The sequence below is a fragment of the Microbacterium maritypicum genome (genome assembly GCF_041529975.1).
Classification (GTDB): domain Bacteria; phylum Actinomycetota; class Actinomycetes; order Actinomycetales; family Microbacteriaceae; genus Microbacterium.
In genome coordinates this window covers 2,912,704-2,938,220 of record NZ_CP168030.1, presented here as the reverse complement: position 1 = coordinate 2,938,220, position 25,517 = coordinate 2,912,704, and the positions used below count along the sequence as shown (strand labels likewise).

Annotated in this window: 22 protein-coding genes; 18 read left to right on the top strand and 4 right to left on the bottom strand. The window is 68.1% G+C overall.

Features of this window, described 5'->3' with window-relative positions; genetic code table 11:
• The first annotated feature begins 34 nt into the window (after positions 1-34).
• From infB to ACCO44_RS14255, 3 genes are all read left to right on the top strand, one after another.
• Complete coding sequence (gene infB, locus ACCO44_RS14265; RefSeq protein ID WP_262000787.1) at positions 35-2,785, top strand: translation initiation factor IF-2; 2,751 nt, start codon at positions 35-37, stop codon at positions 2,783-2,785.
• A 94-nt stretch (positions 2,786-2,879) separates the two neighbouring features.
• A complete protein-coding gene (gene rbfA / locus ACCO44_RS14260) occupies positions 2,880-3,305 on the top strand; it encodes a 30S ribosome-binding factor RbfA (RefSeq protein ID WP_105709755.1) in 426 nt (141 codons plus the stop codon).
• A gap of 111 nt (positions 3,306-3,416) precedes the next feature.
• Positions 3,417-5,543: a response regulator transcription factor gene (locus ACCO44_RS14255; RefSeq protein WP_372467034.1), complete on the top strand. Its 2,127-nt coding sequence runs from the start codon at positions 3,417-3,419 to the stop codon at positions 5,541-5,543.
• A gap of 5 nt (positions 5,544-5,548) precedes the next feature.
• On the opposite strand, the gene ACCO44_RS14250 is transcribed toward ACCO44_RS14255, so the two are convergent.
• On the bottom strand, positions 5,549-6,445 hold the full coding sequence (locus ACCO44_RS14250; protein WP_372467033.1) for an A/G-specific adenine glycosylase: 897 nt from the start codon (positions 6,443-6,445) through the stop codon (positions 5,549-5,551).
• Between the two features lie 108 nt (positions 6,446-6,553).
• Between ACCO44_RS14250 and truB the strand changes: the two genes are divergently transcribed.
• From truB to ACCO44_RS14220, 6 genes are all read left to right on the top strand, one after another.
• Positions 6,554-7,447, top strand: coding sequence for a tRNA pseudouridine(55) synthase TruB (gene truB, locus ACCO44_RS14245; RefSeq protein ID WP_105709758.1), 894 nt, complete (start codon positions 6,554-6,556; stop codon positions 7,445-7,447).
• Positions 7,444-7,812: a hypothetical protein gene (locus ACCO44_RS14240; protein ID WP_105709759.1), complete on the top strand. Its 369-nt coding sequence runs from the start codon at positions 7,444-7,446 to the stop codon at positions 7,810-7,812. The genes truB and ACCO44_RS14240 overlap by 4 nt, the downstream gene beginning before the upstream one ends.
• A gap of 57 nt (positions 7,813-7,869) precedes the next feature.
• On the top strand, positions 7,870-8,307 hold the full coding sequence (locus ACCO44_RS14235) for a hypothetical protein (protein ID WP_258133965.1): 438 nt from the start codon (positions 7,870-7,872) through the stop codon (positions 8,305-8,307).
• Positions 8,304-9,257 carry a bifunctional riboflavin kinase/FAD synthetase gene (locus ACCO44_RS14230; protein WP_372467030.1) on the top strand — a complete coding sequence of 318 codons (954 nt, stop codon included), beginning with the start codon at positions 8,304-8,306 and terminating at the stop codon, positions 9,255-9,257. Before ACCO44_RS14235 ends, ACCO44_RS14230 begins: the two co-directional genes overlap by 4 nt.
• A 234-nt stretch (positions 9,258-9,491) precedes the next feature.
• Positions 9,492-11,636 carry a DEAD/DEAH box helicase gene (locus ACCO44_RS14225; protein ID WP_029263660.1) on the top strand — a complete coding sequence of 715 codons (2,145 nt, stop codon included), beginning with the start codon at positions 9,492-9,494 and terminating at the stop codon, positions 11,634-11,636.
• Between the two features lie 202 nt (positions 11,637-11,838).
• Positions 11,839-12,867: a 6-phosphofructokinase gene (locus ACCO44_RS14220; RefSeq protein ID WP_029263659.1), complete on the top strand. Its 1,029-nt coding sequence runs from the start codon at positions 11,839-11,841 to the stop codon at positions 12,865-12,867.
• 54 nt (positions 12,868-12,921) lie between these two features.
• On the opposite strand, the gene ACCO44_RS14215 is transcribed toward ACCO44_RS14220, so the two are convergent.
• Complete coding sequence (locus ACCO44_RS14215; protein ID WP_372467028.1) at positions 12,922-15,021, bottom strand: S9 family peptidase; 2,100 nt, start codon at positions 15,019-15,021, stop codon at positions 12,922-12,924.
• A 156-nt stretch (positions 15,022-15,177) separates the two neighbouring features.
• Here ACCO44_RS14215 and ACCO44_RS14210 point away from each other — a divergent pair, with 156 nt between their 5' ends.
• The 4 genes from ACCO44_RS14210 to ACCO44_RS14195 all read left to right on the top strand — a co-directional run bounded on the left by ACCO44_RS14210 (position 15,178) and on the right by ACCO44_RS14195 (position 19,385).
• Positions 15,178-16,557 carry an inorganic phosphate transporter gene (locus tag ACCO44_RS14210; protein WP_105709764.1) on the top strand — a complete coding sequence of 460 codons (1,380 nt, stop codon included), beginning with the start codon at positions 15,178-15,180 and terminating at the stop codon, positions 16,555-16,557.
• Positions 16,554-16,889, top strand: coding sequence for a hypothetical protein (locus ACCO44_RS14205; protein WP_029263656.1), 336 nt, complete (start codon positions 16,554-16,556; stop codon positions 16,887-16,889). The genes ACCO44_RS14210 and ACCO44_RS14205 overlap by 4 nt, the downstream gene beginning before the upstream one ends.
• Before the next feature lie 53 nt (positions 16,890-16,942).
• Entirely contained in the window at positions 16,943-17,863 is a 921-nt protein-coding gene (locus ACCO44_RS14200) for a phosphodiesterase (RefSeq protein WP_262000791.1), read from the top strand.
• A gap of 61 nt (positions 17,864-17,924) precedes the next feature.
• Positions 17,925-19,385 (top strand): aspartate ammonia-lyase, encoded by a 1,461-nt coding sequence (locus ACCO44_RS14195; RefSeq protein WP_372467026.1) that lies wholly within the window; start codon positions 17,925-17,927, stop codon positions 19,383-19,385.
• A gap of 68 nt (positions 19,386-19,453) precedes the next feature.
• Here ACCO44_RS14195 and ACCO44_RS14190 read toward each other — a convergent pair whose 3' ends face one another.
• Positions 19,454-20,323: a fumarylacetoacetate hydrolase family protein gene (locus tag ACCO44_RS14190; RefSeq protein WP_372467025.1), complete on the bottom strand. Its 870-nt coding sequence runs from the start codon at positions 20,321-20,323 to the stop codon at positions 19,454-19,456.
• Positions 20,324-20,412: 89 nt separating this feature from the next.
• On the opposite strand from ACCO44_RS14190, the gene ACCO44_RS14185 reads away from it, so the two are divergent.
• The 4 genes from ACCO44_RS14185 to ACCO44_RS14170 all read left to right on the top strand — a co-directional run bounded on the left by ACCO44_RS14185 (position 20,413) and on the right by ACCO44_RS14170 (position 23,674).
• Complete coding sequence (locus ACCO44_RS14185) at positions 20,413-21,642, top strand: PrsW family intramembrane metalloprotease (protein ID WP_372467023.1); 1,230 nt, start codon at positions 20,413-20,415, stop codon at positions 21,640-21,642.
• Positions 21,643-21,681: 39 nt separating this feature from the next.
• Complete coding sequence (locus ACCO44_RS14180) at positions 21,682-22,362, top strand: alpha/beta fold hydrolase (protein ID WP_372467021.1); 681 nt, start codon at positions 21,682-21,684, stop codon at positions 22,360-22,362.
• A 207-nt stretch (positions 22,363-22,569) separates the two neighbouring features.
• Entirely contained in the window at positions 22,570-22,938 is a 369-nt protein-coding gene (locus ACCO44_RS14175; RefSeq protein WP_029263650.1) for an FKBP-type peptidyl-prolyl cis-trans isomerase, read from the top strand.
• 181 nt (positions 22,939-23,119) lie between these two features.
• Positions 23,120-23,674 carry a YceI family protein gene (locus tag ACCO44_RS14170; protein ID WP_262000794.1) on the top strand — a complete coding sequence of 185 codons (555 nt, stop codon included), beginning with the start codon at positions 23,120-23,122 and terminating at the stop codon, positions 23,672-23,674.
• Between the two features lie 33 nt (positions 23,675-23,707).
• On the opposite strand, the gene ACCO44_RS14165 is transcribed toward ACCO44_RS14170, so the two are convergent.
• A complete protein-coding gene (locus ACCO44_RS14165) occupies positions 23,708-25,000 on the bottom strand; it encodes an MFS transporter (protein ID WP_105709769.1) in 1,293 nt (430 codons plus the stop codon).
• A gap of 185 nt (positions 25,001-25,185) precedes the next feature.
• Here ACCO44_RS14165 and rpsO point away from each other — a divergent pair, with 185 nt between their 5' ends.
• Positions 25,186-25,455 carry a 30S ribosomal protein S15 gene (gene rpsO / locus ACCO44_RS14160; RefSeq protein ID WP_005048780.1) on the top strand — a complete coding sequence of 90 codons (270 nt, stop codon included), beginning with the start codon at positions 25,186-25,188 and terminating at the stop codon, positions 25,453-25,455.
• Positions 25,456-25,517 lie beyond the last annotated feature (62 nt).

Here is a 25,517-nt window from a genome sequence, read left to right as displayed (position 1 = left end):
CCTGTCTGGGTGGACCGACTCAGACAGGAGAATTGTGGCTGGTAAACCACGCGTACATGAGATCGCCGCCGAACTCGGCGTCGACAGCAAGGTCGCTCTTGCAAAGCTCAAAGAACTCGGCGAGTTCGTGAAGAGCCCCTCTTCGACCATCGAACCGCCGGTGGCGCGCAAGCTGCGCGCGGCGATCGAGGCCGACGGGTCGCTCAAGGGTGCGGCTGAAGCTGCTCCCGCGTCCAAGCCGGCTGCCGCCAAGTCGGCAGCGAAGCCGGGCGCCAAGCCCGGACCCACCCCGGGCCCGAAGCCTGGTCCCAAGCCTGCCCCGGAGGCTCCGGCCCCCGAGGCGCCCGCGCCCGCTGCACCGGCGCCTGCCCCCGTGGCAGAGGCACCTGCAGCAGCGGCAGCGGACGCACCCAAGCCTGCAGAGGGCGGTGCACCGACTCCTGGCGCTCCGCGTCCCGGCAACAACCCGTTCTCCTCCGCGCAGGGGATGGGTCAGCGCCCGGCCGGACCCCGCCCGGGTAACAACCCCTTCGCATCCGCCCAGGGCATGGGTCAGCGCCCGACGCCGGGCAACATCCCGCGTCCGCAGGCTCCGCGCCCCGGTGCGCCCCGTCCGGGTGCTCCGCGTCCCGGTTCGCCTCGTCCCGGTGCGCCCCGTAGCGGTGGTGGCGGTCGTCCCGGCGCTCCGTTCCAGCAGCGTCCCGGCGGCCCCGGTCGTCCCGGCGGTGCCGGTGGACCCGGCGGTGCCGGTGGTCCTGGTGCACGTCCCGGCGGTGGCGGCGGTTTCGCCGGTCGTCCCGGTGGCGGTGGCGGTCGTGGCCGTGGTCCCGGCGGTGGTACCGCAGGTGCCTTCGGCAAGGGTGGCGGCAAGAGCAAGCAGCGCAAGTCGCGGCGGGCGAAGCGGCAAGAGTTCGAGATGCGGAGTGCTCCGGTCGTCGGTGGCGTCAACGTCACCCGCGGCAACGGAGAGGTCATCCGCATGCGCCGCGGCGCATCCATCGCGGACTTCGCCGACAAGATCGAGACGCTGACCGGCTACACGGTCCAGCCCGGAACCCTCGTCACCATCCTCTTCAACCTGGGCGAGATGGCCACGGCCACCGAGTCCCTCGATGAGGCGACGTTCGAGGTCCTGGGCGCCGAGCTCGGCTACAAGATCCAGATGGTCTCGCCCGAGGACGAGGACAAGGAGCTCCTCGAGGGCTTCGGTCTCGACCTCGAGGCCGAGCTGGAGGCGGAGAGCGAAGACGACCTCGAGATCCGTCCTCCGGTCGTGACCGTCATGGGTCACGTCGACCACGGTAAGACGCGACTGCTCGACGCGATCCGTCAGACGAACGTCATCGAGGGTGAAGCCGGTGGCATCACCCAGCACATCGGTGCGTACCAGGTCTGGACCGAGCACGAGGGCATCGAGCGGGCCATCACGTTCATCGACACCCCGGGTCACGAGGCGTTCACCGCCATGCGTGCCCGTGGTGCGCAGGTCACCGACCTCGCGATCCTCGTGGTCGCAGCCGACGACGGCATCATGCCGCAGACGGTCGAGGCGCTGAACCACGCTCAGGCGGCGAACGTGCCGATCGTGGTCGCGGTGAACAAGGTGGACAAGCCCGACGCGAACCCGTCGAAGGTGCGTCAGCAGCTCACCGAGTACGGCCTGGTCGCCGAGGAGTTCGGTGGCGACGTCATGTTCGTCGACGTCTCCGCTCGCGCCAACACGGGTATCCAGGAGCTCCTGGACGCCGTGCTGCTCACGGCCGACGCAGGTCTCGATCTGACCGCCAACCCGAACAAGGGTGCCCGCGGTGTCGCGATCGAGGCGAAGCTCGACAAGGGTCGCGGTTCTGTCGCCACCGTGCTGATCCAGTCCGGAACGCTCCGGATCGGTGACGCCATCGTCGCCGGAACGGCCTACGGTCGCGTGCGTGCCATGGCCGACGAGAACGGCGAGCAGGTCCTCGAGGCCTACCCGTCGCGTCCGGTGCAGGTGCAGGGTCTGAACTCCGTGCCGCGTGCCGGTGACGTCTTCATCGTCACCGAGGAAGACCGCATGGCCCGCCAGATCGCTGAGAAGCGTGAAGCAGTCGAGCGCAACGCCCAGCTGGCCAAGGCCCGCAAGCGCATCTCGCTCGAAGACTTCACCCGTGCTCTCGAAGACGGCAAGGTCGAGTCGCTCAACCTCATCATCAAGGGTGACGTCTCCGGTGCCGTCGAGGCGCTGGAGGAGTCGCTCCTCAAGATCGAGGTCGACGACTCGGTGCAGCTGCGCATCATCCACCGCGGCGTCGGTGCGATCACCGAGTCCGACGTGAACCTGGCGACGATCGACAACGCGATCATCGTGGGCTTCAACGTCCGCCCCGACACGAAGGCGCGCGAGCGCGCCGCCCGTGAAGGCGTGGACATCCGTTTCTACTCCGTCATCTACAACGCGATCGACGAGATCGAGAGCTCGCTCAAGGGCATGCTCAAGCCGGAGTACGAAGAGGTCCAGTCGGGTGTCGCCGAGATCCGCGAGGTGTTCCGCTCCTCGAAGTTCGGCAACATCGCCGGTGTCATCGTGCGATCGGGAACGATCACGCGAAACGCCAAGGCTCGTGTCATCCGCGACGGCGTCGTGCTGGCCGATGGTCTCGCCATCGAGTCGCTGCGTCGCTTCAAGGATGACGTCACCGAGGTCCGTACCGACTACGAGGCCGGTATCGGTCTCGGAAAGTACAACGACATCCAGATCGGCGACGAGATCGAGACGACCGAGCTCATCGAGAAGCCTCGCGGCTGATCAATTTCGAAACACCTTCGGGCGTCCTTCGCTCCCGCTCCTCCGGAGCGCGGAGAGGAGGACGCCCTGAGGGTTCCTGGACAGGGAGAGAACAATGGCAGGCGAACGACAGGCCCGACTCGCGGATCGTATCCGCGTGATCCTCGCCGAGCGGCTGGAGAAGGGGCTGCGCGATCCGCGCCTCGGCTTCGTCACCATCACCGACGTCCGTGTGACCGGTGATCTTCAGCACGCATCGGTGTTCTACACGGTGCTGGGCACGGAAGAAGAGCGCATCGCCAGCGGCGCCGCGCTCACCTCGGCGACCGGCATGCTGCGCAGCGAGGTCGGACGGCAGCTGAGCACCCGTCTGGTGCCCACGCTCGAGTTCATCCCGGATGCCCTCCCGGAGAACGCGGACCACATCGGTGCGCTGCTCCGCGAGGCACAGCAGCGCGATGCCGACGTCGCGAAACTCGCGTCTTCCGCATCTCACGCCGGCGACGCCGATCCGTACCGCACGGAGGACGACCCGGAGTGATCGCCGTTTGATACGCTCGGCTTCGCGGGAACGCTTCCGTGAAGCTGGGGGAACGGCATCGAGGGTACGGGTACACAGGGGGCTCTCTTCGTCGCGCCCGCCGCGTTGGGCGTGTTGCTGGACGAGCTCCTGGAGCTCGACCTCGGCTGTGTGCCGCACGTGCTCGCCCGTCTCGCTGCCGAGCTGGACGCGGATTCTCCGACGATCCGCGAAGTCGCCGAGCGCCTGTCAGCGGACCAACGCCACGGTCGGCTCCCGCTGCCCAGCCCGCTCCCGCTCGTGCCCTCGATCGTGCGGAGATTCGACGCCACGCAGTTCGATGACAGGGATCGCGAGCTGCTGACGGCGCTCTCCGTCTGCCTGGACGGTGGACTCGACGCCCTCCTCGAGTTCGACGGCAGGTCGGCGGCCGCGATCGCCGCAGCTCCGGTGGGGGAGCACATCCGGGTGCATGCCGGCCACTCGCGCTTCGCCGATCCCCGTCTCTCCATCTGGATCAGAGCCACCACCGGCACCGCAGCCATCGCCGGTGTCCACGAGCGGCTGAGCGCGATCTTCCGCCGTCGGGGTGACCGGGTGAGCGAGGGTTGGCACCGCGCTCGCGCGTCCCTCGAGGCGGCTCCCGAGACCGCGGTCGAGCTGACGGTCATCGCGCGACAGCTCAGTGAGGCCGGCCACCCGGAACGCGCGCTGCTGCTCGCGAGAGAGGCGGCGGAACATGCTGTCGGCGGAGCCCGCGAAGAAGCGCATCTCGTGGCGGGCGCTTCGGCCGTCGGCGCCGGCTTCGCTGCGGAAGCGGTCGCGTGGTTCGGCGGTCTGTACCCGCACGCGGCGGAGCGTCGGCGGCTCCAGGCCCTCGGCGGTCTGTTCGTCGCGCAGGCATTCGAGCAGGGCTCAGTGCCGGAGGTCGACCCGCGAGTGCTGCGCCCGTGCACGGACGACTCCGACGACTGGTGCCACTGGACGAGGGCGGCTGCTCTGGCTGCGGTGTTGTGCGCGGAACGGGGCGATCGGCGCGGGATGCGTGTCTGGCTCGACGCCGTCCGGGAAGGCGCCACGCGGATCGGTGCCGAGCACGAACTCAGGGACCCCGTCGTCGCGCTGAGCTGGCTGATCGCGGGTGAACGCGACATCGGCGCGACCGTAGGCTCCGGGCCGGTGACGGGAGGAATGCTGCGCGCGCTGCAGGCCGCGATGGGCGGGGACGTTGACCTGGGGCTGCGCGTGCTCGCGAGCGGCGGATCGGGGATGCCCGCCGACGCGGATCCGTTCGTTCCGGGATTCGAGCACAGCCCCGTCGTCCAGGCGTATCGCGCGGTCGTCGAGGTTCTGTTGCTGGTGTGGCGCGGCGACATCGGCCTTGCGCGCGACCGGTTGATCCAGGCCGCAGTCGTGCTGCCGGTGTCGTTGCCACTCGCCGGGTTGGGCGTGGTGCTGGCCAGGCGTCTCGACCTCGCCGTGCTCGGTGAACTCGGACCGTACGCCCGATCGCTCACCGAAGGGCTGCCGGCGGGCGCGAGGATCGACCGTCTCGTCGACCGCGGCATCCAGTCGTTTCTCGCCGGTTCATTCGACGACGCTGCAGCCACCATCCGTCTCTGGGCCGATCTCGGATCGGCTCGGACCACCATGACGGTCCCGGCACTCGATGAGCTCGCGCTCGACCCGGACGGTCGATCGACCCCCGCGCCGTCCATCGAGCCGCCGGAGATCGCCCTCGCGCAGAGTCTGCGCGTCCGGCTGGCGACGGCTGGGGATGGTCGCTGGCGTTCCGAGTGCGTCGAAGTGCGCGAGGAGGCGCGGACGCTCCGCTCCCCGTTCGCGCGGGCGAGGGTGGAGACGATGCTCGGCACCCAGTACGCCATCCGCGACGATCATCCCTCGGCTCGTATCCACCTGGAGCACGCCGAGAGGTTGTTCGAGCTGTGCGGTGCGACGGCATGGGCGCGCACGATCCGCGGACGGCTGGACAGGCTCGATGCCAAGGAGGGGAGCATCGTTCCCACCGTCGATCCGCTGGCGGCGTGTCGAGCCGCATGGTCGCTGCAGCTGACCGCGCGCGAGCTGGAAGTCGCGATGTACGCCGTCGGCGGGGCGGCGAACCGTGACATCGCCGAGATGCTCAATTTCTCGGTCCGTACGGTGGAGGTCCACCTCGGCCGGGTCTTCGCGAAACTCGATGTCCGCAGTCGGGTCGAGCTGACGGTGCTGGCACATCGCACCGACCATCACCTCTGAGCTCGTCAGCGCGGCAGCGAGAGGGCCATCCCGTCGGCTTCGGCGAGACCGTCGGCGATGAGCGAGTCGATCGCCCGGTCGCGCTGACGGGGATCCGGCCACTCCGGGAGCACGAGGTCGAGCGGCACCGCCTCCGGGGACCGATCGCGCAGCAGCCGCAGCACGGCACCGCGTGCCTGTCGATCCGAGCCTTCGTAGGTGGCCTGGCGACGGCGTTCATCCCCGGTGTCCGGCCTGCCGGCTGCCAGCCACGCGCAGCTGTTGGCCAGGGGGCACTGCTCGCATCGCGGTGCCCGCGACGTGCACATGGTCGCGCCGAGCTCCATCATGGCGGCGTTGAACTCCGCGGCGTCGGCCAGTGAGTCGGGCAGGAGGGAGTCCATCAGCTCCAGGTCGCGCCGCGAGGGCGGTGCCGGCTGGGCCCGCCCCTGAACAGCCCTGGCCAGGACGCGCCGAGTGTTCGTGTCGACGACCGGGTGACGGTCGCCGTAAGCGAAGACCGCGACCGCGCGGGCCGTATAGTCGCCGATGCCGGACAGGGCGAGCAGGGCCTCGACGTCGCGCGGCACGATCCCGCCGTGCCGCTCGGTGATCTCGACAGCCGCCCGGAACAACCAGAGCGCGCGACGCGGGTATCCGAGATTGGCCCACTGGTGCACGACTTCCGCGGCCGAGGCAGAGGCCATCGCCGCGGGTGTGGGCCAGCGCGCGAGCCACGCCTCGAGGTGCGGGACGACTCGGGAGACCGGAGTCTGCTGAAGCATGAATTCGCTGACCAGGACGCCCCACGCGCCGAACTCGTCATGGAACTCCGCTCGGCGCCACGGCAGGTCTCGAGCGGTCGATCGATACCACGTCGGCAGGCGCGATACGACATCGGAAGGGGCCTGCGGTCCGGGCATCCCTCCAGCGTACGTGAGCCGTGACCCGTGGTCGGTCCGGCGATTCACGGTGCGGCACCGGGGGCTGCCTCGGACCGGGGGCGCGCGCGTCGTCGGTAGGCTGAGGGGATGGTCTCGCCCGGCATCCTTCTCGTCGACAAGCCCGCTGGGCTGACCAGCCACGACGTGGTCGCCCGCACGCGGCGCGCGTTCGGGACGCGGAAGGTCGGCCATGCGGGGACACTCGATCCGATGGCGACCGGACTCCTCGTCATCGGCATCGAAGGTGCCACCCGGCTGCTGACCTACATCGTCGGCGCGGACAAGACCTACGAGGCGACGATCCGTCTCGGACAGACCACCGGGACGGACGACGCCGAGGGCGAGATCCTCATGACCGCCGAACCCGAGGCATGGAGCGCGGTCACGGATGCCGCGGTCGACGAGGGCATCCTGGCGTTGACCGGAGAGATCTCCCAGGTTCCCAGCTCGGTGTCCGCCATCAAGGTCGACGGACGACGTGCATACGATCGTGTGCGTGCCGGCGAAGAGGTCGTGCTCGCCGCGCGGGACGTCGTCGTGTCTCGCTTCGACGTGTCGGCACGGCGTCAGCAGGACGGTTTTCTCGATCTCGATGTGATCGTCGACTGCTCTTCCGGCACGTACATCCGGTCGCTCGCCCGTGACCTCGGCGCCGCACTCGGTGTCGGCGGACACCTCACCGCGCTGCGGCGCACGCGGGTCGGGCCGTTCGAAGTGACGGATGCCGTCGGTCTCGATGCGCTCGAAGGCGCGCCGACGCTGACTCCAGGCGACGCGGCGGGGCGCATCCTTCCGGTGCTGGAGATGTCCGCAGAAGAAGCACGGGACCTCCGACACGGCAAGCGACTGGGAGGGCAGGCCGCCCGCCTCGCAGACGCTCTCGGTGCCGCGATCGACCCGGACGGCCTTCTGGTGGGCATCGTCGAGAAGCGGGGCGCAGATCTGAAGAGCGCCATGAACATGCCGGAGGGCGACCGATGATCCTGTGGCTCACGATCGCGCAGATCGCAGTCGCCGTCGCTGCCGGGATCTTCTGCATCGTCGCCGGACTGAGTGGTCGGCGACCGAGCGACATCAGCGTCGGGGCGCTCGCGCTCGTGGAGGTGCTGCTCGTCGTCCAGGTGATCGTCGCGATCGTCGCACCGCTCGCCGGCAACCCGCCGACGGGGGACTTGCTCGAGTACTGGGTCTACCTGGTGTCGGCGGTGCTCCTGCCCATCGGAGCCGTACTGTGGGCGCTCATGGAGCGCAGCCGGTGGAGCACGGTGATCCTGGGTGTGGCCGCGCTCGCGATCGCGATCATGCTGTGGCGCATGCAGGTCATCTGGACCGTCCAGATCGCGTGACGTGAGGGGTCGTGGCGGAGTCCGGTGCCCTCCCGCGGCTCTAGGATGGAATGCGCTATGAGCTCCACCGCCCCCTCCACTCGGATGACCGGAATCGGTCGCGTCCTCGTGATCGTCTACGCCGTCATGGCGCTGGCCGCCACAGGCCGCAGCTTCGTGCAGATCGTCCGCCGATTCGACGAGGCACCGCTGGCGTACTCCCTCTCCGCACTCGCTGCGGTCGTCTACATCCTCGCGACACTCGCGCTCGTCCTGGCCCGTCGTCGTGGGTGGTACACCGTCGCCTGGGTCGCTATCGTCTTCGAGCTCACCGGTGTCCTCGTGGTGGGACTGCTGAGCATCCTGATGCCGGCGCTGTTCCAGCACGAGACGGTGTGGTCGCTGTTCGGGCGCGGTTACCTGTTCATCCCGCTGGTCCTCCCGGTGTTCGGAATCTGGTGGCTGCGCACGCACCGCCCCGTGGACGCCGCGATTCCGGCCGAGGTGCACGCGTGATCGTCTTCCGCAGCCCGGAGGAGGTTTCCGGCGGATTCGGCCCGAGCGCCGTCGCCATCGGCAAGTTCGATGGTGTCCACGCCGGTCATCGTGCGGTCATCGAACGGCTGAAGGAAGCCGCCGCCGCCACCGGGAGCCGCGCGGTCGCCGTGACCTTCGACCGCAATCCGCTGGCAGTCATCCGGCCGGATCGCTGTCCCGAGAACGTCGTCACGGTCGAGCGCAAGCTCGAGCTGTTGGGCGGCCTCGGGCTCGACGCGACACTCGTGCTCACATTCGACGAGGAGATGGCCGCCCGCAGCGCGGAGGACTTCGTCGTCGACATCCTCGTCGGTGCGCTGCAGGTGTCGACCGTCCTGGTCGGTCAGGACTTCCGCTTCGGGCACCGAGGCGCGGGCACGCCCGAGCTGCTACGCGAACTCGGCCCTCGCTACGGCTTCTCCGTCGAGGTCGTCGACGATGTGTATCTTCCCGGTTCCCCTCGCCGCGTCTCGTCCAGCTGGATCCGAGAGCTGCTGATGGAGGGGGACGTCGCTTCGGCCGCCACGGTGCTCGGGCGCTATCCCGACGTCCGCGGCGAGGTCGTCCACGGCCTCAAGCGCGGGCGGGAGCTGGGGTTCCCCACAGCCAACCTCTCGACCATCGTCGACGCCTTCGTCCCCGCCGACGGGGTGTATGCCGGGTGGCTCGTCGACCACGACACCGGCATCCGTCATCCGTCCGCGATCTCGGTGGGCACGAATCCGACCTTCGACGACGTGCTCGTACGTCAGGTCGAGGCGCACGTGCTGGGGGAGACCGGGCTCGACCTGTACGGACACGATGTCACGGTCGAGTTCGTGGCGAGACTGCGGGGCATGGTCGCCTTCGAGGGCATCGAGAAGCTGATGGAGCAGATGGGTGCGGACGTCACGGACGCTGCTCGGGCTCTCGGCATCACATCCGCATAATCGCCCTGCCACGGTACTTCCCGGTCGTCGTCCGACGACTCGGCGTGGGCGATCTGCAGGACGACCGTCCGATGACATAGAATGGAGTCGGCTCCCGCCGATTCTCACGCTTCTCGCGTGCTTCGACGGGAAGACGACCCACTGTTCGTACGGTCCTGGCTCACGCCACACGCGGACAACGAGAACGGTTCAGGGCTTCATGGGGAAGCCGGAGCCTTCACGCTCAGGAGGAGCATGCCGACTACGGCAACCGCCGCCACGCGGCGCAAGAAGACGTCCCGTCGCGACGATGAGGCACCCCTCATCCCGATCCTGGCGCGCAAGGTGCGCGAGATCGAGGCGAAGTCGCAGCGCGGGAAGCTCGGCCCGACGAACCGGGTGAAGTTCCAGGTGATCGCGTTCCTGGTGCGCGAGGAGCGCGCCAGAGTGAAGGCGGACGCCGAGATCGGTGACCCGGCACGCGCTGAGCTGCTGAAGCGCCTCGACGGTGTGGCCACCATCCTCGCCAAGACTGCCGCGCGCGACACGTCGCTCATCCAGCTGCTCGAGGCCGACCAGGCGACGTCGCCGGTCGCCAAGCGCATGCGACGCGACTGGCTTCTCGAGTCGGGAGCGGAGCTCGCTCCCGAGGAGCTGATCATCGCCGATGCCGCACCCGTTCAGATCTCCACGGTTCCCGCGGCGATCGCCGAGCGACAGGTCACGCCTCCTTCGGTCGAGTCGCGGCAGCTGGCGAACCCGTTCCTCGCTCCGGATCTCACGCCGCGTCCGGCTGCGACCCCGCGCCGTCGCCTCGACGGCTGGGAGCTCATGGGCCCGCTGTACAAGGCGTTCGAGACCGGAGCCGGCGGATCCGCTGCGTCGATGGATCTGCCGCCGGCGCCGGAGTACGACCACATCTCGCCCAAGGGCCTCGAGGTCATGGTGCATCAGTCGCGGTTCCTGGAGGCGGTGAAGGCGGGTCACCGCAGCTTCCTCCTGGCAGACGAGCCCGGCCTCGGCAAGACGGCGCAGTCGGTGCTGGCCGCCTCGGTGGCCGGTGCGTACCCGCTGCTCGTCGTCGTGCCCAACGTCGTGAAGATGAACTGGGCGCGCGAGGTCGAGCGGTGGACGCCGCAGCGCCGCGCCACGGTCATCCAGGGCGACGGCACCGACATCGACGCGTTCGCCGACGTGTTCATCGTGAACTACGAGATCCTCGATCGGCACATGTCGTGGCTGGCCTCGATCGGTCTGCGCGGAATGGTCGTCGACGAGGCGCACTTCATCAAGAACCTCTCTTCGCAGCGCTCCCAGAACGTCCTCTCGCTGGCTGCTCAGGTGCGTGAGCGCACGCCGGGGCATGATCCCCTGATGCTCGCCCTCACCGGCACGCCGCTGATCAACGACGTCGAGGACTTCGACGCGATCTGGCGCTTCCTGGGGTGGACCACGGGCGAGAAGCCCGGCCCCGAGCTGATGGAGAAGCTCGACGCCACGGGGTTCACCCCGGCCGACAAGGCGTTCTACCCCGAGGCACGCGACGCCGTCATCTCGATGGGCATCGTGCGACGCAAGAAGAAGGACGTCGCCGCCGATCTGCCGGACAAGCTGATCGCCGATCTGCCGGTGCAGCTCGACGACGAGTTCGGACGGAGCATCCGCCAGGCCGAACGCGAACTCGGCGAGCGGCTCGCGGCTCGGTACCGTCGCATCATCGAGGCCCGCGGAGACCGTGGACTGGCGCCCGGGGAGATCGACGAGGACATCGTCCGCCTCGTCGCCCAGAACGAGCTCGAGGAGTCGAAGGCTGCGGGCACCGGAGGAGACAACGTCTTCACGATGGTCCGCCGAATCGGCCAGGCCAAGGCGCAGCTCGCGGCGGACTATGCAGCGCAGTTGCAGCGGTCTGTCGGCAAGGTCGTCTTCTTCGCGAAGCACATCGACGTGATGGACCGTGCGGAGGCCCACTTCGCCGCCGTGGGCATCCGGTCGGTGTCGATCCGCGGAGACCAGACCTCGACGACTCGCCAGCAGGCGATCGACGACTTCAACAGCGACCCTTCCGTGGGGATCGCGGTCTGCTCGCTCACCGCGGCCGGCGTCGGCCTGAACCTGCAGGCGGCGTCGAACGTCGTCCTCGCAGAGCTGTCCTGGACGGCGGCCGAACAGACTCAGGCGATCGACCGCGTGCACCGCATCGGTCAGGACGAGCCGGTCACGGCGTGGCGGATCATCGCCGCGCACACGATCGACACCAAGATCGCTGAGCTGATCGATCAGAAACAAGGCCTCGCGGCACGCGCGCTCGACGGCGAGGCCGTCGAGGAGTCGGCCGCAGAACCCGTGCAGCTGGCGGCTCTCATGCACCTGCTGCGGCAGGCTCTGGGCGCGGCATAAGAGTGAAGAACTCCGGTTCTTAACGTCGGTTTCGCCTCTTCGACGTTCGGGATCAAGAAGTTCGTCGATATCGGCGGATTGTGGTGTCAAGATCAACGGTTTTCGTCGGCTTCGAATGGCGCCCGGGTACGTGGGGCGCTAGTGTCGATCGAAGGCAGCGTCGCCTCTTTCCCCCATCTCCCGAACGTCTGAAGGCACCAGCATGAAGATCGGCATCCTGACGAGCGGCGGCGACTGCCCCGGACTCAACGCGGTCATCCGCGGCATCGTGCTCAAGGGCACCACCACGTACGACCTGGAGTTCGTCGGCATCCGTGACGGATGGCGGGGGCTGGTCGACGGAGACTTCATGCCGCTCACGCGCCACGAGGTGAAGGGCCTGTCCAAGGTCGGCGGCACGATCCTCGGCACCAGCCGCACGAACCCCTACGAGGGCGAGCGCGGGGGAGCGGAGAACATCGCCAAGACCCTCTACGGGCACAAGATCGACGGCATCATCGCGATCGGCGGCGAAGGCACTCTCGCCGCGGCCGACCGTCTCGCGAAGGACGGCATCAAGGTCATCGGCGTCCCCAAGACGATCGACAACGACCTGCAGGCGACGGACTACTCGTTCGGCTTCGACACGGCGGTGAACATCGCCACGGATGCGATGGACAGGCTTCGCACCACGGGCGACTCCCACCAGCGGTGCATGGTCGCCGAGGTCATGGGACGCCACGTCGGCTGGATCGCCCTGCACGCCGGTATGGCCGCCGGCGCCCACGTGATCTGCATCCCCGAGGTGCCGATGTCGATCGACGACATCACCGAGCTCGTGACCAGCGCCCACGACCGCGGCCGCGCGCCCCTGGTCGTCGTCTCCGAAGGCTTCAAGCTCCTCGGAATGGACGAGGCATACAGCGACAAGGGGCTCGACGCCTTCAACCGGCCGCGGCTCGGTGGCATCGGCGATCTGCTCGCTCCCGAGATCGAGCGCATCACGGGTATCGAGACGCGCGCCACGATCCTCGGCCACATCCAGCGCGGTGGTTCCCCGTCGGCGTTCGACAGGGTCCTCGCGACGCGACTCGGCCTCCATGCCGCGGACGCGCTCGTCGACGGAGCCTGGGGCCAGATGGTGGCGATGCAGGGCACCGACATCGTCCGGGTGCCGTTCGCCGATGCGCTGGGCGAGCTGAACACGGTCCCGCGCTACCGCTACGACGAGGCCGCCGCACTCTTCGGCTGAGACTTCCGCTCGACGAGCCCGCCCGTTCGAACGGGCGGGCTTCGTCGTCGCGTCTCAGGCCTCGGCGAGGCCGAGGGTGTCGAGCATCCAGGCGAGCTCGAAGGCGCGCTCCCGCCATGAGTTGTAGCGGCCGCTCACGCCGCCGTGCCCGGCGACCATCTCGCACTTGAGGAGCACGTCGGAGGCACCGGCCTCGCGCAGACGTGCGACCCACTTCGCCGGCTCCACGTAGAGCACGCGGGTGTCATTGAGTGATGTCACCGCGAGGATGCGGGGGTACTGGACGCCGTCGCGGACGTTCTCGTACGGCGAGTACGACTTCATGTACTCGTAGACGTCGGCGTCGTGGAGAGGATCGCCCCATTCGTCCCACTCGATCACGGTGAGGGGCAGCGACGGGTCGAGGATCGTCGTCAGAGCGTCGACGAACGGAACTCCGGCGAGGATTCCGGCGAAGAGTTCGGGGGCGAGGTTGGCGACGGCGCCCATCAGCAGTCCGCCCGCGCTGCCGCCCTCGGCGACCAGTCGGCTCGGCGTGGTGACACCGGTCGCGACCAGGTGCTCACCGCAGGAGACGAAGTCCGTGAAGGTGTTGCGCTTGCTGAGCAGCTTCCCGTCTTCGTACCACTGGCGGCCCATCTCGCCGCCGCCGCGCACGTGAGCGACCGCGAAGATCACGCCGCGATCGAGCTCGGAGAGTCGCGCGACCGAGAACCCGGGGTCGATCGAATGCTCGTAGGAACCATAGCCGTAGAGATGCACGGGGCGTGCTCCCGCACCGGGCTCGCCGAATGAGCGCTTCCACACGAGGGAGATCGGCACGCGCACCCCATCGGACGCCGTCGCCCATTCGCGCCGCTGGCCGTACTCGTCCGGGTCGTAGCCGCCGAGTACGGTGACCTGCTTGCGCAGCACCAGCTCGCGGTTCGACAGGTCGAGGTCGTACACCGTGCCGGGCGTGACGAACGACGTGTATCCGAGTCGCAGGAAGGGGGAGTGCCACTCCGGGTTCCCGCTCACTCCGGCGGAGTACAGCGGCTCGTCGAAGGGGATCTCGTCGACGGTGTTCGTGGTGTAGTCGAGAAGCCCGACGCGCTCGAGTCCCTCGCTGCGGTACTCGACCGTTGCGAAGTCGCGGAACGCATCCATGCCGAGCAGACGCCTTCCCGCCTCGTGGGCGACGACCCGGCGCCGTTCGCCCTGAGGGTCGGACGCCGCCACCGAGACGAGTTCGAAGTCGAGGGCTCCGTCGTTGTGCAGGATGAAGAGCCTGTCCTCGCCGTCCACCACGGCGTGATCGATGGAGTACTCCACTCCTTCGCGGCGCGGCCACACCAGGCGAGGCGTCGCGGTGAGGTCGCCGGTCAGATCGACGAGGTACTCCTCGCTCGTGATGCTCGAACCGACGCCGATGACGAGGTACCGGCGGCTGCGGGTGATCCCGGCGCCGAGCCAGAACTTCTCGTCGGGTTCGTGGAACAGCTGGACATCGTCCGCGACCGGTGTGCCGAGGCGGTGCAGCCACAGGGTGTCGGGCCGCCAGGCTTCATCTCGGGTCGTGTAGAGGACGCCGGTGCCGTCCGGGGTGAAGAAGGCGCCGCCGGTGTTCGGGATCTCGTCGTCGAGGGTCTCGCCAGAGACGAGGTCGCGCACGTGCACCGTGTACAGCTCGTCGCCTTCGAAGTCGGTCGACCAGAGCAGCTTCGTCGCGTCGTCCGAGGTGTCGAACGCCCCGAGCGAGAAGAACTCGTGCCCCTCGGCCTCGACGTTCCCGTCGAGCAGCACGACCTCGCCGGGAACCGGCACGCCGGCCTCGAGCCTCGGGGGAGTCCAGTCGTCGTGCTCCGCGGCGGCCCGGCAGTGGATGCCGTACTGGGCGCCCTCTTCGGTGCGGCTGTAGTACCACCAGTCTCCGCGCCGGGTGGGAACGGACAGATCGGTCTCCTGCACGCGACTCTTGATCTCCTCGAAGAGGCGCTCGCGCAGGTCGGCCAGGTGCGCCGTCTCGTCGTCGGTGTGGGCGTTCTCCGCCTCGAGGTGCGCGATGACCTCGGCGGAGTCCTTCGCCCGCATCCACTCGTACGGGTCGTCGAATGTGTCACCGTGGTGCGTGCGGAGCGTGGAGCGGCGGGCAGCGAGGGGAGCGTCAGTCACCGTCCCACGCTATCCCAGGTCGAGTTGACCGGCACGGGGGAGGGTGGGAGGATTTAGCGGGGCCGGTTAACGGAAGTCAAACCCACGGTGAACTCTTCGTTCGTCACGTCGATCACGTCGACATCTCCTTCTTCCTCAAACGACCGAAAGCGAACGGTGGAAACCGCAGCCCTCATCGTCGTGCTTGTCATCGCGCTGGCACTCTTCTTCGACTTCACCAACGGCTTTCACGACACGGCGAATGCCATGGCGACGCCGATCGCCACCGGTGCGCTCAAGCCCAAGACCGCCGTCCTCCTCGCCGCCGTCTTGAACCTGGTGGGTGCATTCCTGTCCACCGAGGTCTCCAAGACGATCTCCGGCGGCATCATCCGCGAAGACGCGATCATCTCCGCGGGGGCGGACCTCTTCCTGTCCCTGATCTTCGCGGGCCTGATCGGCGCCATCACCTGGAACATGCTGACCTGGCTCCTGGGCCTTCCGTCGAGCTCATCGCACGCGCTGTTCGGCGGCCTGATCGGCGCGACCCTGGTCGGTGCGGGGCTCGGCGGCATCGACTTCGGCATGGTGCTCTCGAAGATCGTGCTCCCTGCGCTCATCGCCCCCGTCACCGCGGGGCTCATCGCCTTCGCGGCGACGAAGATCGCCTACTCGATCACGCGACGTTATGACGGCAAGCCCGACGGTCGCGACGGTTTCCGCTGGGGGCAGATCTTCACGTCCTCGCTGGTCGCACTCGCGCACGGCACCAACGACGCGCAGAAGACGATGGGTGTCATCACCCTCGCTCTGATCACCATCGGCTGGCAGTCCGGCGTGCACCACGAACCGCAGCTCTGGGTGATCGTCGCCTGCGCCTTCACGATCGCGCTCGGCACGTATCTCGGTGGCTGGCGAATCATCCGCACCCTCGGCAAGGGGCTCACCGATGTGAAGCCCGCGCAGGGCTTCGCGGCGGAGAGCTCGACGGCAGCGACGATCCTGGCCTCCAGTGCGCTCGGCTTCGCGCTCTCGACCACGCAGGTGGCCTCGGGCTCCGTGATCGGCTCCGGCCTCGGTCGCCGAGGCTCCACGGTCCGCTGGCGGACGGCGGGTCGTATCGGCGTCGGCTGGCTGCTCACGCTTCCCGCAGCGGGAGCCGTGGGCGCTCTGGCGGCGCTTCTCGTCGTCTGGCTCGGCAACTGGGGCGTGGCGATCGACGCTGTCATCGCCGTCGTGATCATCCTCGGACTGTTCATGCGTTCGCGCCGCAACGCCGTCACATCCGCGAACGCCATGAGTGACGTCGCCGAATCCGGGATGGCCATCGAGCTCCCGGACACGCCGCCGCCGACGCGTCGTCAGCAGCGTATCGAGCTGGCCAAGGCCGAGGCGAAGGCCCGTGCCGAGGCCCGTGAGAAGGTGAAGGCCCAGGCGAAGAAGGACGCGGAGGCCAAGGCGAAGAAGAAGGCTCAGGCCAAGGCGAGCGTCAAGGGTGCCAAATCCGCCTCCTCATCGAAGAACTCGGACGCGAACCGGAACGGGGACTCGGAATGAACGTCGTCATCGACTGGATCGCGTTCCTCCAGGTGTTCCTCGCAGCACTGATCGGCGCGGCGGCCATCGTCACCTTCTACGCCCTCGGTCTTCGTCTGCTGGTGCGCAGCGGTCGGGCCCCGGTGGTGAGCCCCGCCGAGTTCACGGATGCGATCACCGTGATCTCCGAGAAGGAGATGAAGCGCGCCGAGAAGCAGGCGGCGAAGGCGGCGCGGAAGAGCCCGCTCACCGAGGGGCAGAAGCGGGTTGCGCTCTTCGGTGCGTACGGATGCTTCGCGCTGTGCGCCGCGGCCGTGGTCGCCGGCATCCTGCTCCTCGTCATCGGGCACTGACCCGACGCCGGCAGGTCGAATGCCGACGCAGGGTCGAGGCCTAGGCTGTTGGCATGTCCGCAGGAACCGGAAACGCGTACGCCTTCGGTCGACATGACCCCGCAAGCCACGTGCTGATCCACGTGAGTGATCCGCACTTCCTCGCAGGGGGAGCGCGGCTCGGTGGGAAGTACGACGTCGAGGCCAATTTCGCCCGAACGCTCGATGCGATCAGATCCGTGCATCCGCATCCGTCGGCGATCGTCGTCACGGGCGACCTCGCCGATCTGGGTGAGCCCGACGCTTATCGCCGGCTGAGGGCTGCCGTCGAGCCGGTGGCGGACGAGCTGGGCGCTCCGCTCATCTGGGTCGCGGGCAACCACGACGAACGCCCGGCACTGCGCGCAGGACTCCTCGATGCGGAGCCGACGGAGGATCCGGTGACGGGTGTCTGGGACCTCGCCGGGCTTCGCCTCATCGCTCTCGACACCAGCGTTCCCGGCTGGCATCACGGCGACCTCGACGAAGAACAGCTGTCCTGGCTCGCCGACGTGCTCGCGGATCCCGCTCCGCACGGCACCCTGCTCGCGATGCACCATCCACCGCTCCCGAGCCATCTGCCGCTCTTCGACATCCTGGAGCTTCGGCATCAGGATGAGCTCGCGGAGGTCATCCGCGGAACCGATGTCCGTGGCATCCTCGCCGGTCACCTGCACTACTCGTCGCAGGGCACCTTCGCCGGCGTCCCGGTGAGTGTCTCGTCGGCCACCTGCTACACGATGAACGTGGCGCGTCCGTCGGCCGAGGTGAACGGCATGGACGCGGCCCAGGCCTTCCAGCTCGTGCACGTGTACCCGGAGACGATCACGCACACGGTGGTGCCGGTGACGCAGGCCGCGACCGGGGACTACTTCTCCGCGGACTGGCTCGAGCGGATGGCGGCGCTCACACCGGAGCAGCGACTCGAGGCGTTCTCCCGCAAGCCCGGCCGGTGAGCGGCGTAGACTGAGAGCATCCCCCACCCTTCTCACCCGCCACGACCCACGAGGATGTGACATGGCTTCTGCCGCGCCTACCCCGACCCGCACCGAGACCGATTCGCTCGGGAGCATGGAGATTCCCGTCGACGCGTACTGGGGGATTCATACTTCCCGCGCCGACGCGAACTTCCCGATCTCGAAACGGCCCATCTCGGTCTATCCGGACCTCGTGGTCGGGCTGGCGATGGTCAAGCAGGCGAGTGCGCGGGCGAACCGCGAGATCGGGGTACTGGACCACGAGCGCGCCGACCTGATCGACCGTGCCGCGCAGCGCGTCATCGACGGCGAGTTCCACGAGCAGTTCACGGTGGGCGTCATCCAGGGTGGCGCGGGTACCTCGACGAACATGAACGCGAACGAGGTCATCACCAACATCGCGCTGGAGTTGGCCGGCCGCGAGAAGGGCGATTACGCCTTCCTGTCGCCGATCGATCACACCAACCGCAGCCAGTCCACCAACGACGTCTACCCGACCGCCGTGAAGATCGGCCTGTCACTGACGCTGCGCTCGCTGCTCGAAGAGCTCGACCTGCTGCGACTGTCGTTCCTCGGCAAGTCCCGCGAGTTCCACGACGTGCTGAAGGTCGGTCGCACCCAGCTGCAGGACGCCGTGCCGATGACGCTCGGCCAGGAGTTCAACGGCTTCGCCACGACTCTCGGCTACGACCACACGCGGCTGACCGAGAACGCCTCGCTCATGTTCGAGATCAACATGGGTGCCACGGCGATCGGCACCGGCATCACCACGCACCCCGGTTACGCCCCCGCCGTGCTCAAGCACCTGCGAGAGATCACGCAGCTCGACCTGCGAACGGCCGGTGACCTCGTCGAGGCCACCAGCGACACCGGCTCGTTCATGTCGTTCTCCTCGACGCTCAAGCGCAACGCGATGAAGCTGTCGAAGATCTGCAACGACCTCCGGCTGCTCTCGTCCGGCCCGCAGGCGGGCTTGGGCGAGATCAACCTGCCCGCGATGCAGGCCGGATCCAGCATCATGCCCGGCAAGGTGAACCCGGTCATCCCCGAGGTCGTCAATCAGGTCGCGTTCGCCGTCGCGGGCGCCGACATGACGGTGACCATGGCCGCCGAGGCGGGGCAGCTCCAGCTGAACGCGTTCGAGCCGGTCATCGCGCATTCGATCTTCCAGTCGATCACGTGGATGCGCCAGGCGATGTGGACGCTGCGCGTCAACTGTGTCGACGGCATCACCGCCAACCGCGATCGTCTCGGCGCGATGGTCGGCGCATCGGTCGGCGTCATCACCGCCCTGACGCCCTTCATCGGATACGCGGCCGCTGCGGCGCTCGCGAAGACCGCTCTCCTGACGAACCGGAGCGTCGCGGACCTGGTCGTCGAGGCCGGTCTGATGTCGCGCGACGAGGTCGTCAAGCAGCTCTCGCCCGCTCGGCTGTCCGGGCTCGAGACGATCACCGCGGCGATCCCGGTGATCTCGCCGGAGGACCGCATCGAGGTCTGACCCACCCGCCAAGACAAGAGGGGGATGGATGCCGCGGCATCCATCCCCCTCTTCGTGCGTCGAGCTGCTCAGTCGGTGATGCGGCAGTGCGTCGTGAGCTCGCCGATGCCGTCGATGCCGACGGTCACGGTGGAGTGGTCGCGCAGGAAGATCTGTGGATCCCGCGAATACCCGGCGCCACCGGGGCTGCCCGTCGAGATGAGGGTTCCGGGCAGCAGCGTGAGTGACTGCGAGAGGTGCGCGATCAGCTTGGCGACGGAGCGCACCATCTGGTCCGTGCTGGCGTCCTGAACCGTGTGGCCGTCCACGACCGCCCAGATATGCAGATCCTGCGGGTCGGAGATCTCATCCGCGGTCACCGCGAACGGTCCGGTCGGGGTGAATCCGTCGAACGACTTGCATCGCGACCACTGTGCCTCGGAGAACTGGATGTTCCTGGCGGTGATGTCGTTCACCACGGTGTAGCCCCAGACATGCGAGAGAGCATCCGCCTCGCTGACGTCCTTGGCGGGGGTTCCGATGAGCACGCCGAGCTCGGCCTCGTAGTCGACGGCCTCGCTGAGGGATCGCGGCCAGGAGGTGGTCTGTTCGTGTCCGGTGAGCGAATTCGGCCACAGCGTGAACACGGTCGGTGCCGCATCGGTCTTCAAGCCCAGCTCGCTGGAGTGCGCCGCATAGTTGAGGCCGACGGCGAGCACGGCCGGGGGAGCGATCACGGCAGAGGAGAACGTCCAGTCACCGAGCGGATGGCGCTCCGCGTCTGCGGCGTCCAGCGCGGCGCGCAGTCGCTCGAGGAGAGGGTCCCCTCCCTCGATCAGGTGCTGCAGCGTGGCAGGGGCGTCGTTCAGGAGATCAGAGACGAGGATGGCGTCCGAGTCCTGCACCACGGCGAGAACCGTGCGCGGGGAGTCAGGACGGCGCAGGTGAGCGAACCGCATGGTTCTACGCTACCGGCTGCCGGGCGACGAGCGGGTGGAGGACTCAGCCATACCCGAGGCGTCTCTCTTGTTCCCAATAAGCTTTGGCTATGAGTTTCGGAGGACCCCCGCCGCCGCAGCAGCCCTCGCCGTACATGCCGCCACCCCCGCGACAGCCGGCCTATGCCTCGCGTCTGGCCCAGCCGACACCGTACACACCGCCTGCTCCGGTCGCGCCGTCGCCGGCCGAGTCGCTGCCCGCGCTGCCGGTGCCGACGCGCAAGGGGCGCACGATCTCGCTCTGGCTCTTCGGTTTCCTGGGCTTCCTGCTGCTCGCCCTGGTCGGCTACTTCGGGTGGGCGCTCGGTGTCTTCGCCTCCGTCGTCGGTTTGGTGCTCGCCCTCATCCCGCTGACCGTGGTGTTCCTCGGCGTCCGGATGATCGACCGCTGGGAACCGGAGCCGAAGCGCCTGGTGTTCTTCGCGATCGCTTGGGGCGCACTGGCGGCTGCGGGGCTCTCTCTGCTCGTCGACGTGGGGCTGACGATCCTGCTCGGCATCACCTCCGATGCCTTCACGGCGGTGGTGCAGGCGCCGATCGTCGAGGAGTTCTGGAAGGGACTCGGGGTCTTCCTCATCTTCCTGCTCGCCCGTCGCGCCTTCGACGGTCCGGTGGACGGTGTCGTGTACGGAGCACTCGTCGGCGCGGGGTTCGCCTTCACCGAGAACATCCAGTACTTCGCGGTCAGCCTGATCGAGGGTGGTGGCGAGCAGCTCACCGTCACCTTCGCCGTGCGCGCGATCCTGTCCCCGTTCGCACACGCCATGTTCACGGCGGTGACCGGCTTCGCGATCGGTCTGGTCGCGCGGCGACACGGATCGGCGAGCTCCGCGATCGGTGCGGGCCTGCTGGGAATGCTCGGAGCGGTCCTCCTGCACGCACTCTGGAACGGGTCCGCGACCTTCGCCGACTTCTTCGGACTGTACTTCACCCTGCAGGTGCCGCTCTTCGTGGGCTTCATCCTCGGAATCGTCGCTCTCCGTCGCGAAGAGGCGCGCCTCACGCGTGCGCGCCTCGCCGAGTACGCGAACGCGGGGTGGTTCACGCCCGAAGAGGTCACGATGCTCGCCACATCGAGCGGACGCAAGGCGGGTCTCAACTGGGCGCGCGGTCTTCGGGGTGACCGGCGTCCGATCATGCGCGAGTTCATCAAGGACGCGACCGCGCTGGCCGCGGTCCGTCAGCGGGCGATCACGGGGCGCGATCCGCTCGCCGTCGAGGATGAGCGTGCGCTGCTGATCCGTACCCGCGCCGCCAGGGCCGCACTGCTGGCGTATTGAGCCCGACATCGGGATACTCGTTGTGAGGAGGCGGTCGCGATGAGCACGTTCGTCCTGATCCACGGCGGGGGAGATGTCGGGTGGTCTTGGCATCTGGTCGCCGCAGAACTCGTGGCGCGCGGACACGAGGTCTTCGCCCCCGATCTCCCCGCCGGTGACGATTCCCTCACTCTGGAGGACTACGCGGACGCCGTGGTGGCAGAGGTGGGGCCACGACGCGATGTCGTCGTGCTCGGCCACTCGTTCGGAGCCTTCACTGCGCCTCTGGTCGCCGAGCGACTGTCGGCCGATCTCCTCGTGCTGGCCGCGGGGATGATCCCGGCGCCCGGTGAGCCGCCGGAGCGGTGGTGGTCCGAGTCGGGCTATCTCGCCGCCGCCGAGGCCCAGGCGGCGATCGATGGCGGACTGACGGGTAACGAGGACCCCTACGTGAGTTTCTACAACGGCGTGCCGCGAGAGCTGGCGGACGAAGCACTGCGGCAGGAGCGCGCACATCCGTCCTCGGCGGCGATGGAGGTCCCGTGGCCGCTGAAGGTCTGGCCCGATGTGCCGACGCGGGTCATCGTGTTCGCGGACGATCGCTTCTTCCCGCCGCGCTTCCTCCGCGACCTCGCCCGAGAGCGTCTCGGGGTGGTCGCCGACGAGGTCCCCGGCGGACACTGCGCCATGCTCAGCAGGCCGACGGAGATCGCGGAGATGCTCGTCGGCTACCTCGATTGACGCCCGGAGACCCCGCGGTGGCAAGACTCAGCGCCCGGTGCTGCGGCGATGCCTGCGAGTCTCCCGGGCGCTGAGTTGATCTGTAATCAGGGTGCACCCGACCGTGGAGGGTGTCAAGAGGCTGTTGCCGCTGCGCCCGTCGAAGTGTTCGCTGTGAGCAGGTGCGATCGCGTTGACCCCTCCCGCGGGCTCGGGTTTGATGGAGGCATGACTGATCGCACAAAGCCTGAGTTCGATGCCCCCAGCGCCCCCGCTCCCGCGGAGCTCGTCATCCGCGACATCATCGAGGGTGACGGCGCCGAGGCGAAGCCCGGCGACACCGTGACCGTGCACTACGCCGGCGTCGAGTTCGACTCCGGCGAGGAGTTCGACTCGTCCTGGGGTCGCGGCGAGACCATCCAGTTCCCGCTGCGCGGCCTGATCCAGGGCTGGCAGGACGGCATCCCCGGCATGAAGGTCGGCGGACGCCGTGAGCTGATCATCCCGCCTCACCTGGCCTACGGCCCGGTCGGTGGCGGCCACTTCCTCTCCGGAAAGACGCTGATCTTCATCATCGATCTCGTCGCTGTCGGCTGAGCCCGACCCGTACGCCGAGACGCCCTTCCTCCTCGGAGGAGGGGCGTCTCTGTTGTATATCGGAAGAACATACGCATTCAGGGGAATATATGCGAATGAATGTAAGTTGTCACAGAGGTCGCGGTGAACGCGGCCCCTGTCCGAAGCCGCATCAGCGGCCGATGTCTCCGGAGGAGAAACCATGACCAGCATCGACATTCCCGGCTACCGTCCCGGCACCTGGGTGCTCGACCCCTCGCACAGCGAGGTGACGTTCAGCGTCCGCCACATGATGATCTCCAAGGTGCGCGGCACCTTCGGCGTCAAGAGCGCGACCTTGATCGCCCCCGAGAACCCGCTCGAGGCCAAGGTCGAGGCTTCTGTCGACGTCACCTCGGTCGACACGAACGACGAGGGTCGCGACGCCCACCTGCGCTCCGCCGACTTCTTCGACACCGAGAACTTCCCGACGATGGAGTTCGTGTCCACCGGCGCGCGCGTCAAGGGCGACGAGCTGTTCGTCGACGGTGACCTCACGATCCGCGGCGTCACCAAGCCGGTCAGCTTCGAGCTCGACTTCGGCGGATTCGGCACCGACCCGTACGGCAACTACAAGGCGGGCGCTTCTGCCAAGGCCGTGATCAACCGCGAGGACTTCGGTCTCACGTGGAACGCCGCACTCGAGACCGGTGGCGTGCTCGTGGGCAAGGACATCACGATCAGCCTCGACCTGCAGGGCGCGCTGCAGCAGGACTGACGCCGTCACGCAGTTCCTCGAACCCCGGGTCCGTCAGGGCTCGGGGTTCTCTGCGTCGTAGTCGTGGAATCGGCGGTTGCGGCGCGAGAGCATCGCGACGAGGGCGATCACCAGGACGCCGCCGAGCAGCGGCGGGAACCACAGGGTGGTCAGCGTGGCGAGAGTCCCGGCGTACAGGGCTCCGACGCGCGGGCCGCCGGCGACGACCACCACGAAGAGTCCCTGCAAGCGACCGCGCATCGCGTCGGGAACCGCCGCCTGCATCATCGTGTTGCGGTAGATCGAGCTGACATTGTCGGAGGCCCCGGAGAGCGCGAGTGCCACGCAGGCGGCGACGATCAGGCCGATGTTCGGGGCATCCTCGCCGGCGGGCGGAGAGAACGCCCCGATCAGCAGCACCAGGCCGAAGAGGAGGATCGAAGCGCCGTACGCTTCGACGGCCCGCGCGATGCCGCGGCCATGCCACCGATACTGGACGACGCGCCCGGAGAACAGGCTCGACGCGAAGGTTCCGACGGCGACGGCCGCCGTGAGGATTCCGGTCGTCACGGCGCCGCCGCCCAGGAGCACGGTGCCGAGGGCGGGGAAGAGGACGAGGGGTTGGCCGAACGTCATCGCGATGATGTCGATGATGTACTGCATCCGGATGTTGCCCGCCTTGCGCAGGAAGCGCCAGCCGTCGACGAGCGATTCCAGGCCGGGGCGCACGATCTCGCCCTCAGGGCGCAGTACCGGAAGCGTCCACAGGCCGAGGAACATCGACAGCATCAGTACGACGTCGATCGTGTAGGTCCAGCCGTAGCCGGTGAGGGCCACGAGCAGGCCCGCCAGCGCGGGGCCGGCCATGACGGTGAGCCCGAATGCGACGCCGTTGAGTGCGGATGCCGCCGCCAGCTGCTCGCGGGGGATGAGGCGCGGCACGATCGCCGTGCGCGTGGCCATGCCGACCGAGTTCGCGGCGGAGTTGATCATGCTGAGTGCATACAGCCACCAGATGGTCTCGGTGCCGGTCCACGTGAGCGCGGCGAGCAGTGCGGTCGAGGCGAACGTGATGGTCGCCGCGATCAGGGCCACCCTGCGCCGGTCGAATGCGTCCGCGAGCATCCCGCCGTACAGGCCGGCGAGGATCATCGGGATGAGTCCGGCGACCGCGATCATGGACACGGCGAATGTGCTCCCGGTCAGCACGAACACATGCAGCATCACGGTGACGATCGTCAACTGACCGCCGATGCCCGCGAGCGTCGATCCGATCCACATCCGCGCGAAGGCGGGACTGGTCTTCAGGGGGGTGAGGTCGATGAGGTGACCGCGTCGGCCGCTCACTCGTCGATCTTCTTCTGCACCGTTCGAGCCTAGTTGACGCCGGTCGAGCGGCCCCTCGCGGTTGTCACGCGAGGGTGTCCTCGGCTGGTAGACTCTTCAGGTTGCCGTTCGATCGGCCGCGGATAAAGAGAGCCCTCGCATCAGGCGTCGGGCGCCGCGCAACAAGCAGAGAGGGGATCGAATCTATGGCACTGGAAGCAGACGTCAAGAAGGCGATCATCGAAGAGTACGCGACGCACCCCGGTGACACCGGATCCCCCGAGGTGCAGGTCGCAATGCTGACGCAGCGCATCAAGGACCTCACCGAGCACCTCAAGGAGCACAAGCACGACCACCACTCGCGTCGTGGTCTGTTCCTGCTCGTCGGTCAGCGCCGTCGCCTGCTGGGTTACCTGCAGGACATCGACATCAACCGCTACCGGTCGCTCATCGAGCGTCTCGGCCTGCGTCGATAAAGCAAGGCGATCCTGCGTTCAATCGCGCAGAACATTCTTGAGAAGGCCGCCCCACGGTGTGG